Source organism: Nonomuraea polychroma, assembly GCF_004011505.1.
Lineage (GTDB): Bacteria > Actinomycetota > Actinomycetes > Streptosporangiales > Streptosporangiaceae > Nonomuraea > Nonomuraea polychroma.
Genome location: NZ_SAUN01000001.1, coordinates 2,279,555 through 2,293,022 on the forward strand (window position 1 = coordinate 2,279,555; position 13,468 = coordinate 2,293,022).

At 70.0% G+C, this 13,468-nt stretch carries 18 protein-coding genes and 1 tRNA gene; 9 read left to right on the top strand and 10 right to left on the bottom strand.

Going from position 1 to position 13,468, the window contains the following annotated elements:
• Positions 1–73 precede the first annotated feature (73 nt).
• Positions 74–1,177, bottom strand: a complete 1,104-nt coding sequence (locus EDD27_RS10130; RefSeq protein ID WP_127932170.1) for a glycosyltransferase — start codon at positions 1,175–1,177, stop codon at positions 74–76.
• 109 nt (positions 1,178–1,286) lie between these two features.
• On the bottom strand, positions 1,287–3,113 hold the full coding sequence (locus tag EDD27_RS10135; RefSeq protein ID WP_127940601.1) for a SpoIIE family protein phosphatase: 1,827 nt from the start codon (positions 3,111–3,113) through the stop codon (positions 1,287–1,289).
• Between the two features lie 65 nt (positions 3,114–3,178).
• Between EDD27_RS10135 and EDD27_RS10140 the strand changes: the two genes are divergently transcribed.
• A complete protein-coding gene (locus tag EDD27_RS10140; protein ID WP_127932171.1) occupies positions 3,179–3,898 on the top strand; it encodes a GAF and ANTAR domain-containing protein in 720 nt (239 codons plus the stop codon).
• A gap of 25 nt (positions 3,899–3,923) precedes the next feature.
• Here EDD27_RS10140 and EDD27_RS10145 read toward each other — a convergent pair whose 3' ends face one another.
• Positions 3,924–4,280 (bottom strand): STAS domain-containing protein, encoded by a 357-nt coding sequence (locus EDD27_RS10145; protein ID WP_127940602.1) that lies wholly within the window; start codon positions 4,278–4,280, stop codon positions 3,924–3,926.
• A gap of 175 nt (positions 4,281–4,455) precedes the next feature.
• On the opposite strand from EDD27_RS10145, the gene EDD27_RS10150 reads away from it, so the two are divergent.
• Positions 4,456–5,226, top strand: coding sequence for a SigB/SigF/SigG family RNA polymerase sigma factor (locus tag EDD27_RS10150; protein WP_127932172.1), 771 nt, complete (start codon positions 4,456–4,458; stop codon positions 5,224–5,226).
• Between the two features lie 16 nt (positions 5,227–5,242).
• Entirely contained in the window at positions 5,243–5,656 is a 414-nt protein-coding gene (locus EDD27_RS10155; protein ID WP_127932173.1) for an ATP-binding protein, read from the top strand.
• A 145-nt stretch (positions 5,657–5,801) separates the two neighbouring features.
• Here the strand turns inward: EDD27_RS10155 and EDD27_RS10160 are convergent, their stop codons facing one another.
• The 4 genes from EDD27_RS10160 to EDD27_RS10175 all read right to left on the bottom strand — a co-directional run bounded on the left by EDD27_RS10160 (position 5,802) and on the right by EDD27_RS10175 (position 7,920).
• On the bottom strand, positions 5,802–5,999 hold the full coding sequence (locus EDD27_RS10160; protein ID WP_127932174.1) for a hypothetical protein: 198 nt from the start codon (positions 5,997–5,999) through the stop codon (positions 5,802–5,804).
• 6 nt (positions 6,000–6,005) lie between these two features.
• The gene (locus EDD27_RS54070; protein ID WP_164903557.1) at positions 6,006–6,848 is read right to left on the bottom strand and encodes a hypothetical protein; all 843 of its coding nucleotides are present in this window, start codon (positions 6,846–6,848) and stop codon (positions 6,006–6,008) included.
• 6 nt (positions 6,849–6,854) lie between these two features.
• Complete coding sequence (locus EDD27_RS10170; RefSeq protein ID WP_127932175.1) at positions 6,855–7,406, bottom strand: hypothetical protein; 552 nt, start codon at positions 7,404–7,406, stop codon at positions 6,855–6,857.
• A gap of 88 nt (positions 7,407–7,494) precedes the next feature.
• A complete protein-coding gene (locus EDD27_RS10175; RefSeq protein ID WP_127932176.1) occupies positions 7,495–7,920 on the bottom strand; it encodes a helix-turn-helix domain-containing protein in 426 nt (141 codons plus the stop codon).
• Between the two features lie 95 nt (positions 7,921–8,015).
• On the opposite strand from EDD27_RS10175, the gene EDD27_RS10180 reads away from it, so the two are divergent.
• A tRNA-Pro gene (locus EDD27_RS10180) sits at positions 8,016–8,089 on the top strand.
• Between the two features lie 200 nt (positions 8,090–8,289).
• Here the strand turns inward: EDD27_RS10180 and EDD27_RS58580 are convergent.
• Together EDD27_RS58580 and EDD27_RS55425 are read right to left on the bottom strand one after the other, a co-directional pair.
• Complete coding sequence (locus EDD27_RS58580) at positions 8,290–8,658, bottom strand: tyrosine-type recombinase/integrase (protein WP_206642108.1); 369 nt, start codon at positions 8,656–8,658, stop codon at positions 8,290–8,292.
• A 24-nt stretch (positions 8,659–8,682) separates the two neighbouring features.
• On the bottom strand, positions 8,683–8,931 hold the full coding sequence (locus EDD27_RS55425; protein ID WP_206642347.1) for a hypothetical protein: 249 nt from the start codon (positions 8,929–8,931) through the stop codon (positions 8,683–8,685).
• Here EDD27_RS55425 and EDD27_RS58255 point away from each other — a divergent pair.
• Both EDD27_RS58255 and EDD27_RS10190 read left to right on the top strand, forming a co-directional pair.
• Positions 8,915–9,010, top strand: coding sequence for a hypothetical protein (locus EDD27_RS58255; protein WP_338324746.1), 96 nt, complete (start codon positions 8,915–8,917; stop codon positions 9,008–9,010). The two genes, EDD27_RS55425 and EDD27_RS58255, sit on opposite strands and share 17 nt — an antisense overlap.
• Entirely contained in the window at positions 9,010–9,609 is a 600-nt protein-coding gene (locus EDD27_RS10190; protein ID WP_338324747.1) for a DUF2637 domain-containing protein, read from the top strand. Before EDD27_RS58255 ends, EDD27_RS10190 begins: the two co-directional genes overlap by 1 nt.
• A 126-nt stretch (positions 9,610–9,735) precedes the next feature.
• Here the strand turns inward: EDD27_RS10190 and EDD27_RS10195 are convergent, their stop codons facing one another.
• The gene (locus EDD27_RS10195) at positions 9,736–10,671 is read right to left on the bottom strand and encodes an NAD(P)-binding domain-containing protein (RefSeq protein ID WP_241563954.1); all 936 of its coding nucleotides are present in this window, start codon (positions 10,669–10,671) and stop codon (positions 9,736–9,738) included.
• Between EDD27_RS10195 and EDD27_RS10200 the strand changes: the two genes are divergently transcribed.
• The 3 genes from EDD27_RS10200 to EDD27_RS10210 all read left to right on the top strand — a co-directional run bounded on the left by EDD27_RS10200 (position 10,586) and on the right by EDD27_RS10210 (position 13,457).
• A complete protein-coding gene (locus EDD27_RS10200) occupies positions 10,586–10,906 on the top strand; it encodes an ABC transporter permease subunit (protein ID WP_241563955.1) in 321 nt (106 codons plus the stop codon). The genes EDD27_RS10195 and EDD27_RS10200 overlap by 86 nt on opposite strands.
• A complete protein-coding gene (locus EDD27_RS10205) occupies positions 10,903–12,612 on the top strand; it encodes a lanthionine synthetase LanC family protein (protein ID WP_127932178.1) in 1,710 nt (569 codons plus the stop codon). Before EDD27_RS10200 ends, EDD27_RS10205 begins: the two co-directional genes overlap by 4 nt.
• Before the next feature lie 332 nt (positions 12,613–12,944).
• On the top strand, positions 12,945–13,457 hold the full coding sequence (locus EDD27_RS10210) for a flavin reductase family protein (RefSeq protein ID WP_127932179.1): 513 nt from the start codon (positions 12,945–12,947) through the stop codon (positions 13,455–13,457).
• Positions 13,458–13,468: the final 11 nt, after the last annotated feature.

Sequence of the window (13,468 nt, forward strand, 5' to 3'; positions counted from 1 at the left end):
CCCTCGCACACGCCGCCCGTTCCGGCCACGGAAAAACGGCCCCGGCAGAGCCGGGGCCGTTTCGCGGAGGGGGTCAGGCGCAGGCCGCCTCGTAGACCCGTACCAGCTCCTGGCTCACCCGCTCCCAGGAGTAACGCGAGCGGGCCCGGTCGGCGCCCGCGTACCCGAGCGCGGTCCGCAGGGTCGGGTCCCACAGCAGCTCGCGGGCCAGCCGCGCGGTACGCGCCGGCCGGTCCGGCGGCACGAGCAGGCCGGTGACGCCGTCGATGACCGAGTCCAGGTGGGCGCCGACGGCCGAGGCGATCACGGGCACGCCGCAGGCCATGGCCTCCAGCGCGACGATCCCGGTGACGGCCTCGCGCGGCACCGACACCACGGCGTCCGCGCTGCGCATGAGCTTCGGCACCGCCGGCCGCTTCACCTGGCCCAGCAACGTCACGCGGTCGGCGACGCCGAGCTGCTCGGCCAGGGCGCGCAGCCGGCGCGCGTCCTTGTCGTTCTCGAGGTCCTCGGGCTCGGGCCCGCCGGCGATGACCAGCTCGACGTCGGAGAGCCCCTGCAGCGCCCGCACGATGGTGGGCGCGCCGCGCTCCGGCGTGAGCGGGCCGACGTGCAGCAGCCTCTTGCGCGAGCCGCGGGTGGCAACCGGGCCGCGCCGCTGGAAGCGCTCGGTGTCGACGCCGTAGGGGACGATCGCGATGTTGCCGCGCGGCACGCCGAGCCGGATGAGCGCCGACTCCTCGTCGCCCGAGCCGGCGATGACCGCGTTGGCCCTGCGGCCGAGCGCCCGCTCCACGTCCTGGTGCTCCGCGTCGACATGGTGGAACGTCTGCGTGACGGGCACCGCCAATCCCTTGGCGCCGGCCACGGCGGCCAGCCCCCAGGTCCAGGTATGGGCATGGATCACATCAGGACGGTCTTGGCTCCATCGCCGCATCAAGGTGTCGCCGAGGTCGTTGAGGTACGGCACCACGTCGTCGGCAGGAAGGTCCTTGGGCGGCCCCACCTCGAGCTGCTCCAGTGTGACCCCCGGGGCCACCCGCGTCTTGGGCTTGCCCTCGGCGTTGTCACGGCGGGAGTAGATGGTGACGTGGTGCTCGCGCCCCAGCTCGCGTGCGACGGCGAGGATGCGGTGGCGCTGGTTTCCCCCGGCGGATGCGACGATCGCGATATTCATGGCACACCTCAGCAGCGTGGAAAGCGTTTAAGGTGTGCCTGCGTCTTAGGCACATAGGTCTACGTTTACGACGATACCCAGGTTTACGCCCTTCGCAAACCCCTACAGATCAGACACCTCGGAGGGCGAACACCACGATCTCATCCCAAACCTGGCCGCCGGAGAACGCGTTCCGGTCCGACTCCACCGCCTTGACCACGGTGGACGGGGCCTGGCCCGCGCACCGGCCCAGCACGTCCGCCAGGCGCTCCTCGCCGTAGGGCTCGCCCCGCTCGTTCCTGGAGGAAATCAGCCCCTCCGAGTACAACACCAGCGTCTCGCCAGGGCACACCGTCAACGTCTGCACCTCGGTCTCCGCCTCGGGCGCGATGCCCAGCGGCACGCCGCCGCCCGCCGCGTACCGCACCCCGCCGTCAGGCTGCAGCAGCATGGCGGGATGGTGGCCGGCCGACGACAGCCGGATCTCGCGACCGCGTACGAACCCGGCGACTGCCATGACGAACATGCCGGTGCCCTGCGCCACCAGGGCCTCGTTGACCTTGCGCATCACCAGGTCGGGATCGGACTCCCAGACGCTCAGCACGCGCAGGCCGCCGCGCACCATGGCGCTGACCGACGCCGCCTCCTCGCCCTTGCCGGCCGCGCCGCCCAGCGCGAATCCCCACCCTTTCGCGATCGGGAACACGTCGTAGAACTCCGCGCCGACCGACGAGCCCGGGTGGTAGACGGCCGCCGCCTCGTAGCCGGGCACATCGGGCAGGCTGCGCGGCGCGACACTCGCCGACAGTGCGTCCGCGGCCCGCGACCGGCTCTGGTAGCTGCTCTGCGTGCGTACCGCCAGCCCCAGCTGCAGCCCCACCTCCTGGAACACGGCCAGGTCCGCCAGCGTGTACGGCTGCTTGTCGTGCGTGCGCACCAGCGTCAGGGCCCCGTCGCCGGTCCCGATCGGCACGCACACCATCGAGCCCGCCCCCATCGCGGTCAGCACGGGCCCGTCGGTGCAAAAGCCCAGCAGCGTCTCGTCGTCCACCATCTCCTGCACCACGCCGGAGCCCCGCTCCAGCACCTGCAGCACCACCTGGCTGGCTGCCGGGTCGGCCGCCTCGACCTGGCGTACGAGCTCGCCGACCGGATGGTCTTTCGGCCCCACGACGACCGACCGGCGCGGCAGCCCGTCGCGTACCAGGTCCGCGATCACCCAGTCCGCCCACTCGGCCGCCAGCAGCCTGGTCGCCCGCGCCACCGCGACGGGACGCAGCAGCGCCTGCTCGTCGAGCAGCAGCCTGCCCATTTTGACCAGCAGATCATGCCGCTTGGCCGCCGCGATCAGCAGCGCGCCGTCGGACTGCTCCGGGCGCCGCCCGCCCGGCTCCGGCAGCTGCACCTCGGTCGGCAGCGCCACGGCCGCCACCATCTGCTGCGGCTCGCCCGGCATGGTCAGCCGGGTCAGCGCCACCTGCACCGTGTGGGTGCGCCCCTGATGCGCCAGCCGGGTCTCGAACGCCGACGGCTGCCCGGTCTGCAGCACCGACGTCAGATGGGACCGGAACGCCGCCCGCCGCGACACGTCCACGAGCAGCGGGAACGAGCGGCCCACCAGGTAGCCGTCGGGACTGCCGAGCATGCGCGAGGTCTCCGGGTTGATCCGCCTGACCACGCCGCCGCCGTCCAGCACGATCACCGGCACGGGGAACGCCCGGAACACCTGGCGCAGCAGCTTCAGCTCCCGCTGCGCGCCGTCCTTCTTGCCCCCGGCCCGCTTGCCGCCTTTGCGCAGCTCCTCGCGGGCCTCGGCCAGCAGCTCCACCGCCGTGTCGAGCTCGGCGAGGGCGGCATCCAGGGTGGGCGCGAGGTCGGCGGGATAGGCGGTCCTCGCCTCACGCAGCGACGAGACGCGCCCGGCCAGCGCGTCCAGCGCGTGTTCGAGGTCCGGCATGGTCACCCTCTGACGCTACGCCACTCGGGATATTGACTGCTATATGGGGGTAGAGCGTTATCGCTATGGAATCGACCGCGATGATCACTCCCGGGCTCGCCCGTGACCTGGCCGCGCTGGGCCGGTTGGGCGAGGACACCTCGACGGAGAGCGTGCTGCGCAGGCTGACCACGGCGCTGGCGGCAGGCGTACCGGGCTGCTCGGGAGCCTCCGCCGAGCACTGGCGCGACCGCCGGGTCCTGGTCTCCGGCTCGCACAGCGAGCTGATCATTCTCGTCGAGGGCGAGCGCGAGCTGGGCGAGGGCCCGTCCGTCGAAGCCAGGAAGAGCGGCGCCCGCGCCTCCGTCACGGACGTGCTGACCGACAGCCGCTGGCCACGCTACGACGCGCTGGCCACCCGGTGCGGCGTGCGCTCGGTGCTGGTCGTGCCCATCGACGTGGGGCCGGCCGACCTGGTCGTCGGCCTCTATTCCGTACGCCCTGGGGCGTTCTCGGCGCAGGGCGCCCACTCGCTCACCGACATGCTCACCGAGCAGCTCGGCGTGGCCATCGCCAACATGTCGGAGTTCGAGGAGGTGCGTACCGACGCCGCCCAGCTGCAGGCGGCCCTCGCCGGCCGCTCGGTCATCGACCAGGCCAAGGGCATCATCATGCAGACCAGCGGATGCACCGCGGAGGCCGCCTTCGAGGAGCTCCGCAGGATCTCCCAGCACCACCAGGTCAAGGTAGCCGACCTGGCCAGGCTCCTGGTCGACGAGCACCAGCGCAAGTCACGCCGCTCCTGAGCGTCCGGCTGACTGCTGCCGGGCGTCAGCCGATGGCCGCGAGAGCGTCGTCGAGCGTGTCGTAGAGCGGCAGCCGCTGAGCCAGCCCCGTGATCCACATCACCTTGGACTTGGAGTATTCCACGCCGATCAGCGCGAACTTGGCGCCCGACGCGAGGCTGGTCTGCCAGTGGTGCACGATCAGGCCGAGCGCGCGTGAGTCCATGAACGTCACCCCCGCCAGGTCAAGGATCACATCGGAACCCGCCATCGACAGGTAATCGGCGAACTGCTCGCGCGTGGTGGCGTCGAGCACGCCGTCGACTCGGATCAGGGTGATCCCATCGACGGTCGACGACGTCAGGCTCAGAGCCGCGGAGGGCCCGTTGCCGTTCTCCGGCATTGTCACGCAGCAACCCTACTGTCACCGCACGAGGGAGGAATACTTCTGACGACACGGGGGACACTGGATCCGAAGTCCAGCAGCGGGCTTTCGTCTCGAGAGTAGAGCGAGGCGTGCCTCTGCATGGGCTTTTTCTGCTCGGCAGAGGCCGCCTGCGTCCATATGAGGAGCAGCGATGGCTGTGCAGGAATACGTCCTCGAGGAGATGACAGCAGAAGAGCTCCTGGCCGAGATGGCCAGGGACGGCACACCGGACAGCCACAAGGAGCGGCTGCGCGAGCGCATCGTCGAGATGCACCGGCCGCTCGCCATGGAAATCGCCAGGCGATACCGCTATAGAGGCGAACCTTTGGAGGATCTCCTCCAAGCCGCGTATGTTGGCCTGATGAAGGCCGTCAACGGCTTCGACCCGAGCCTCGGGCACGCCTTCAGGGGCTACGCGGTCGTCACGATGACCGGCGAGGTCAAACGTCACTTCCGCGACCGCACCTGGGCCATCCGGGTGCCCCGCCTCTACCAGGAACGGCGTTCCGAGCTCAACAGGCTCGTCGCCGACCTCAGCCAGGACCTCGGCCGGTCACCGACCGTGGCCGAGCTGGCCGCCAAGATGAACATCACCGAGGAGGACGTCCTGCTGACCCTCGACGCCTCCGCCGCCTACAGCACGCTGTCGCTCGACGCGCCGCTCGGCACCGATGACGACGCCGCCTCCCTCGGCGACGTCATCCCCGAGGACGACGACACGTTGAGCACCATGGTCGACAGGGAAGCCGTCAAACCCCTCATCGACGCGCTTCCCTCGCGCGAGAAGCACATCCTGTTGCTACGGTTCTTCGGCAACATGACACAGGCCGAGATAGCGGCCGAGTTCGGGATCTCCCAGATGCACGTCTCGCGCATCCTCCGCAAGGTCCTCGACCAGCTGCGCACCGAGCTGGTCGGCTGAGAAGAAGGTTTGCCGGGTGAACGAGGACGTCGAGCCTCCGTCGGGCTACACGAGCCCGCCACCCGGCGCGCCCGTGCGACGGCTGCGGTTCCGGCTGCCGGATCTGCCGCGGGTCCGGCAGTTCGCCGAGGACGAGGCCCGCGACGCCGGCATGGCCGAGGAGGCCGTCGGGGACTTCGTCATCGCCGTCAACGAGGTCGCCACGAACGCCGTCACCCACGGCGCCGATCACGCCGTCCTGCGCACCTGGACGGTGAGCGGGGACCTGGTCGTCGAGGTGCACGACGAGGGCTCCTGGAAGCCGGGGCCGGTGCCGGGCGCCGTGGGCGGCATGGGCCTGTGGGTGGCCCGCCTGCTGTCGTCCGACCTGACCCTGCGCGTGGGCAACGGCGGCAGCACGGTGATCATGCGCTTCCCCGGCAAGGACTGAGCATGGGTCACGGTGATCATGCGCTTCCCCGGCAAGGACTGAGCATGCGTCCGCCGCCGCCGGATACCGGCGGCGGCGGATCCCGGCGGGCCAGTGCCGCCTGCAGTTGTGACCATCGGCGGGCACGACCCCGCCGATCGTCATGTCATCGGCGGGCTCGGCCTCGCCAGTTGCTGTAACCGGTGCGGATGCCGGCCGTGCCGACCCCTGCCTGATGCAGGGCCAGCAGGCACAGCCCCAGCAGCGCGAACGTCATCCCCGAGAATCCGCCGGGGATGCTCACGCCGATCAGGTCGAGCAGGAAGCCCAGCCCGAAGATGATCGCTGCCACTATCGCGAGCATGTCATGTCACCTCGATCCCTCGCTCTGGTGGCCCGACGCCTGGGACGTCGTCTGCGTGCCCTGCTGCGTTCCGGACAGGGCCAGCAGGCGTTCCAGGACGTTCCTGTAGTCGCGCAGCGCCAGGCGCAGCTGCTCGGTGTCGGAGGACTCGGCGTCCTTCCAGTGCTCGCGCAGGGCGTTCGTACGACTGGTGAGGCTGCTGGTGAGCGTCTCCACCACCTCGCCCACCAGGCCGTCGGCGCGTCGCACGGCCTCACCCGGGTCGTCGACGAAGGCCGTCTGCAGGTCGCGCCAGCGTGCCTGCACCTCAGCGGGGTCCTGATCGAACAGGACGACGTCTTCAGGCGCGGCGTGCTCCGGCGCGTGAGCCGACTCGGGCTCTGGCTCTGGCTCCGGTTCCGGCTCGGGACCGGGCTCCGGCTCGGCCAGCATGTCACCGCCGGTCCCGGCGTACGGATCCCGATAGGCGGTCTCGTCGTCGGCGGGCACGGCACCGGGAACGGGAGCCGCCACAGCACCGGGAACAGGGGGCGCGGCACCGGGGACCGGCGTCGTGGTCTGCCCGCCCCGGGCGAGTTCCTCCTCGTCGGCCAGGTCGCCGCGGGCCTGCCGGCCAGGCTCCTCGTCCGCTTGGCCGACCGCACCAGGCTCACCGCCACGCGAAGCCTCGTTCGTCTCGTCAGCACGCTGACCGACGTCACCAGCACGCTCATCGGCGTACGGATCGGTCCGCTCGTCAGCGCGCGCGTCGGCGTGCTGATCGGTCCGCTCGTCAGCACGCTCACCGGCGTGCTGATCCGAAGGCTCGTCAGCGCGTTGCGACGGCACTTTCAGCTCGTCGCCGCTCATATCGTGTCACCGTCCTCCTCGGGTGGTCTTTTGAAGCAGCTCCTCGAACAACGCGCGGTAGTGCACCATGGCCTGCCGGAGCTCCTCCGTGGAGGCCTCCTTCCTGGCCGCCCGCCCGCTGATCTCGTGAGCCGTCCGGTAGTGATCGAGAGTCGCCGCGTGCCCCACCGACAGGTCGGACAGCCGCTGATCGAAGTCCTCCGTCGGGTAGCCCCGTTCCGCCATGACCGCCGTGACCAGCTGATCCGCCTCGGTCACCGCGAAGCCCGGCGCGTCCACGAAGCGCTCCTGCACCTCGGTCCACCGGTTGGCGTAGGTATCGCGGGCCTCCGGAGAGAGCGGACGGATGTCGAGCTCGGCGTGCCGCTGCTCGCGGGCGAGCAGCTCCTGCTCGGCTTCCCGCCGGTTCTCGCGTTCGGCGACCGTACGTTCGTATTCCGGGCCGAAACGTTCGCGTAGGTGGGTGCTGCGCTTCTGTCGCTGAAGCATGACGTACACGACTGCGGCGACCGCCACCACCGCGACCACGACGACGGCCACCCAGACATAGGTGGTCATGATGTTCGCCTCCGGTCTCTTGTTGAGACCAGCGACTGCCCTCGAACAGGCATGTGAAACTTGCCCGGCTATACCGGACATGCCCTGTTCAGCGGCCTTCGAGGCCCTTTCTCGCCGCCGCGAGCACGGCTGCGACATGTGAGCCCGATGGGGAAACAGGGACCTCGCTGAACCCCTCGTCGAAGTCGTACCGGACATCCAGCCCGGCATCCACGAGCCGCTGCGCCCACCGCAGCGCGGTGTTCAACCGCTCGGCCGTCGGCGGCCTCCCCTGCGCGGCCGCCGACAGATTCCGCAGATTCGTGGCAGGCCCTGATTGGGCATGCGCCCGCGCGAGCTTCCACGGCACGGCCGCGCTGTGGTCCATCATCGGCTTGGCCAGCCCGGCAGCCCGCTTCGCCTGCAACACCCCGGACTCGCTGACCCCGAAATGAGCCGCCAGCTCCTGCACGCTCATCCCCTGGGCGACCAGCTCGGCCAGTTCCCCCCGATCGATGGTCGGCTTACGCCCCACCCGGCCACCTCCACTCCCGTTTGCCGTGTACGCGTGCACCTTCGATGTGCGCTAAGGTTATGACGTCCCGCTCCACAGGGAGCGGCCGACGCAACCGGGACGTAGCGCAGCTTGGTAGCGCACTTGACTGGGGGTCAAGGGGTCGCAGGTTCAAATCCTGTCGTCCCGACGGTGAAATGAGGCCGGTCGCCTTGGGTGAAAGCCCAGGTGGACCGGCCTTTCTGTCTCTATTGACGATCATGCTGATCATCTAGACCGCCTTCAGTTCGGGACCAGTTTGGGACCAGCCCGTGGTGAGGTGGGCGCTCAGGGCGGTGCTCGCCGCCACGAGGGAGTTGTGGTCCGGGTGCAGATAACGCTGAGTGGTGGTCAGTGAACCGTGGCCGGCGATCTCCCGAAGGACGTGGATCGGGACCCGGCGTCCGCCATCCAGGTGAGCCCGGTGTGGCGAAGATCGTGCCGACGGAGGTGCTCGTAGCCGAGCTTCGCCACGACCTCGTCCCGGTGCGTCGCGTCTCGAAGGACCGCCGTGCTGATGCGACCGCCTCTGGGACCCGTGAACAGCCGGGCGGCAGGGTCGGCGCCGGCGGAGTTGAGACGCCGCAGCACCAGCTCTCGGACCTCTGCGATGATCGGGACCTTTCTGGCTCGCTTGCCCTTGGTGTCTTTGTCTGCGAGACCTCCGGTGCTCGGCGTCGTCTGCCTGCGTACCGTCCACGTCCAGGTATTCGTGTCGATGTCGCCGACACGAACGCCTGAGACCTAGCCGATGCGCGCTGCCGTGCATGCAGCGAAGATCACAACTTCACCCCAGCCTTCATAACCGTCCTTAGAACGTTCCATGAGCGCCTTCGCGAGTCGTTCCAGCGCCGTCCAGTTGGGCAGCGCGGGCTCGTGCCGAGGTGCCCAAGGGCGGTGCGAAGCAATGAGAACGCGGATCCTCTTCTCCTGCTCTGCGGATGCGTTGAGTCGATGGACAACCACCTTGTCGGTGGTGCTGGTGGCCGGCATCGCGGCAGTCGTGTCGTATCGTCACATGTACGAGCTGGCGCTGCGGCATGGCGGGAGCTCGCTAGGGGCGCCACACTGATCCCGCTCGCGGTGGACGGCATGATCATGGCCTCATCGATGTCGATCCTTCTGGCCAGTCGATACGGTCGCCGCGGAGGAGCGCTGGCGTGGATTCTTCTGATCATCGGTAGCCTGGCCAGCCTGGGGGCCAACGCTGCTGTCGCCGATCCCACGCTGATCGCTCGTGTCATCGCTGCCTGGCCGTCCTTCGCGCTGATCGGTGCCTATGAAATGCTCGTGGGGCAGATCCGGCAGGGCCAATGGGCACGGGGCAGGTCGAGGGAAGGCGTGCGGCAAGATTTCCAGTCGCAGAGCGTTGGAGGCTGGGATGACGTTCAGCCGAAGGCAGCGCGAGAGCGGCCCGGTATCTGCATCAGGTGGCATGGTAGTGGGCGCAGAAGAACTGTGGTCCGGATGGCCACTTGCCATCGGGCAAGGCGATTGCGCAATTTTCTCGCAGTCCCCGCTGGGGGCGATGGATCAAGAAGCCCGGTAGCGCTGGACTCGTTGAGCCATCGTCGGGTGACGCCCTCAGTTGAGGAGAGCCACCGATTCTACGGATCATCCCTGAGTATCAGCGGGGCCTCCTCAGCGTGCTTCTGCCGAGCAGTTGGATGAGCCGCCGTTTGGTCGAGCAGCCTGTGCAGCGCGTCGGCGGCGGCCTGGCCGACCGCCACTCCAGCGCCGCACGCGCAAGAGCATGACGGCACGAAATGGCGTCCTGACTTCCTGCCGCCGTGGAGCTCATTCCCGTAGAGGGAGTGGGCGGCCGGCGCCGTTCTTTATGGCGGCGGTGTAGAGCGCCTGCGCAGCGGCGACATCCTGGACGGCGGTGCCGGTGGAGTCGAAGACCACGAGGTCGTCGGCGTGCTCGCGACCGGTCTTCGTGCCCAGGACGATCTCGCCGAGCTCGGCCTTGACCGGCGTCTGGGGGCGGTGGTGCAATTCGCCGACGGCGGCGCACTGGTGGGTGACGTCGGTGATCAGGGTGGCGGCGGCGAGCAGGTCGTAGTGGAGTTCACGTTTGCCGGGCGCATCTGAGCCCACCGCCGCCACCAGCGTGCCCGGCCGCACATCGCGCAAAGCCAAGTAGGGGTCGGTGGAGGGGGTCAGGGTGACGACGACGGCGGCCTGCCTGGCGGCCTCGGCGGGAGCGCTGGTGGCCTCGGCGCCGTGTTGGGCGGCGAAGCGCGCGGTCTTGGCCGGGTCGCGGCCCCATACGAGGATTCGCTCGATCGGGCGGACCTCGCGGACGGCCGCGATGTGGGCAGCGGCCTGAGCGCCGGTGCCGAGTACGGCCAGCGTGGCGGCGTCCGGCACTGCCAGGTGGCGTACGGCCACGGCGGTGGCGGCGGCGGTGCGTAGCCGGGTGACCGTGGCCGATTCCAGGAACAGCAGGGGCTGGCCGTTGGCGGCGTCGAACAGGGCGATGACGCCGACGATGCTCGGCAGACCGAGCGTGGCGGGCCGGTCGTAGAAGCAGGCTCCGATCGACCTGACCCGGCGCCCGCACGTGGACCACGGCCACGTCGCCAGCGCGCAATCGCACCAGGCCGCGTACGCGGCCGAGATCGTGCGCGGCGGCCTGTTGTCGGTGGACTCCGGGCAGAGGGAGGCGGCGGCCGCTCTGGGACTGCCACCGGCACGGCGGTTGTTCCGGATCATCCTGCCGCAGGCCATGCGGACCATCGTGCCCAACGCCGGCAACGAGATCATCGGCCTGGTCAAGGGCACCTCGGTGGTGTACATCATGGCGCTGCCCGAGCTGTTCTACCAGGTGCAGGTGATCTACAACCGCAACGGCAGGGTCATGGCGCTGCTGCTGGTCGCGGCCATCTGGTACCTCATCCTGACCACCGCCCTGTCGATCGTCCAGCACTACGTGGAACGCCACTACGGCAAGGGGCGCGCATGAGCAGCCCCATGGTCGAGCTGCGCGGCGTGCACAAGAGCTTCGGCCCCCTGCACGTGCTGCGCGGTGTGGACCTGGACGTGCACAAGGGGCAGGTCGTGGTGATCCTGGGCCCGTCGGGGTCAGGGAAGTCCACGCTGCTGCGCACCATCAACAACCTGGAGAAAGTGGACCGCGGCTCGGTCCGCGTCGACGGCAGGCTGCTCGCCTACCGGCAGGTCGGCGACCGTCTGCACGAGCTGCCCGAACGCGAAGTGCTGCGGCAGCGCACCGAGATCGGGTTCGTCTTCCAGGCGTTCAACCTGTTCCCGCACCTCACGGTCAGGCAGAACCTCGCGGAGGCGCCGCTGTCGGCCCAGCGCCGGCCGCGCGCCGAGGTCGAGCCGCTGGCCGAGACGCCCCTGACCGCCGCCATCCTGGCCGGGCGATGGATACGCGCTGCCGCCGTGGATGACGAGGGCGGGAGGCGCTGGAGGGCCAATCCGGACGCCCGTGGCCGGTCGGCGCTCGCCGCCGCCGAGCCTGCCTCGCTGTACTCCGGGGCGGCCGGGATCGTCCTGTTCTTTCTGGAACTGGCCGGGGCGACCGGGCACGAGGCCTATCTGGAGGACGCCCGCGAGGGGGCGCGCCACCTGGCCGCCGCCTGGCGGGAGCAGGCGGACCTGTCGCTTTACCACGGCCTGGCCGGCACCGTCGTGGCGCTCATCGAGGCCGGGTGGGCGCTCGGCGACGGCCGCTTCGAGGAGGAGGCCGTGGCCGCGGCCGACCGGATCGTCCGGGCGGCCCGCCCGTTGGACGGCGGTCCCGGCTGGACGGGTGATCCCGCTCAGGGTGGCGACGGTGGCATCGTCCTCGGGCTGCTGCGGGCCGCCACCGCGCTGGGCGTGCCGGCGTATGAGGAGATCGCGGTGGCGGCGGGGGAGCGCATCGCCGGTCTGGCCGTGCCCGGCCACCGTTTCGGCGACTGCCCGGACCTGCCCGTGGACGCGGTCACCCCGGGATTCCTCGCCGGGACTGCAGGGACGGCGTTCCTGCTGGCCCGCCTGTACGGCGTCACCGGCGAGCGGCGCTTCCTGGAGGCGGCGGACCGGGGCGCGGGCTTCGTGCGTGAGGTGAGCACCGTGACCGACCGGTGTGCCGTCGTGCCGCACCACGTGCCGCACGAGCGCACGCTGCACTATCTGGGGTTCTGCTCGGGCTCGGCGGGTGTGGCCCGGATGTTCTACGAGCTGTACCGGGTCACAGGCGATGCGGGCCATCTGGATTGGGTGGAGCGCCTGGCCAACGGCATCCTGCAGAGCGGAGCGCCGCACAGGCGCACGCCCGGGTTCTGGAACGTGGCCTGCCAGTGCTGCGGCACCGCCGGGCTGCTGGAGTTGTTCACCGGGCTGTGGGCGGTCACGGGGAAGGACGCCTACCTGACCTTCGCCGGCGGGCTCGCCGAGCATCTCATCGGCTCCGCCAGCGACCCCGACGGACGGGGCCTTCGTTGGTACCAGGCGTATCGGCGGCTTCGTCCCGGCGAGGTGAGCGCGGACACCGGCTACATGGTCGGCGCCGCCGGCATCGGCGCGGCCCTGCTGCATCTCGATGCCGCCATGCAGCCACGCCACGCGCGCCGGATCATCCTGCTGCCCGACAATCCGTTCCCCGCCATCCCCGTGCCGCCCGACCGGCTGCGTGACGAGGATTACCCTATAAACCAGTAGGAAATATTGACTTATTCGAGGCCGCGGCTTAGCGTCGTGGGTATGAGCCAGGGCTTCCTCCTGACCAGGCGCTCCCACGTGGACTTCTGCCACGTCGCCAGCGCGCAGTGTCGTTGATCACGGACCCGTAGTCGCCGAATACCACCCTCGTGCTCCCGGCGTGGCCGACGCCGCCCACGCCCTCGCCGACGACTTCCCTCTTCTCCGCGCCCCCGGCAGCCGCCAGGGCGTCGCGTGAGCATGCCTTCTCCCGTGAGGAACTCACTCGTGATCGTGCCATCAGTGAAACCCGGCCACCCTGTCCGCCTTCCGCATCGGACGGGGGCGACCGCATGACCGACACGCTGCCCGACCGCGCCATCGCGGCCGACCAGTTCAGACAAGCGCTCGCCGTGCACGCCAGCGGGGTCGTGGTCATCACCGCGCAGAGTGACGGCATTCCCGTCGGGCTCACGGCCACCTCCTTCTCCTCGGTCAGCCTCGAACCGCCCCTGGTCTCCTTTTACGTGGACCGTTCCTCCACCACCTGGCCGCAGCTCGGCGCCGCGGACCACTTCGCGGTCAACATCCTGGCCAGCGACCAGGCCGAGCTGGCGGCCCGCTTCGCCCGCAAGAGCATCGACCGGTTCGCCGCGCCCACCCGCTGGCGGCCGGGACCGCTGGGCGCCCCACTGCTGCAGGACGTCTCGGCGCACCTGATCTGCCTGCCCTACGAACGGGCCGAGGTCGGCGACCACCTGCTGGTGGTCGGCCTGGTGGCCGAGGCGGACGTGCTCAGCCCCGGCCGCCCGCTCCTCTACCACCAGGGCCGTTTCGGCCGTTTCCTGGCCCACCCCGACTCCTGAACCCCGGAGGA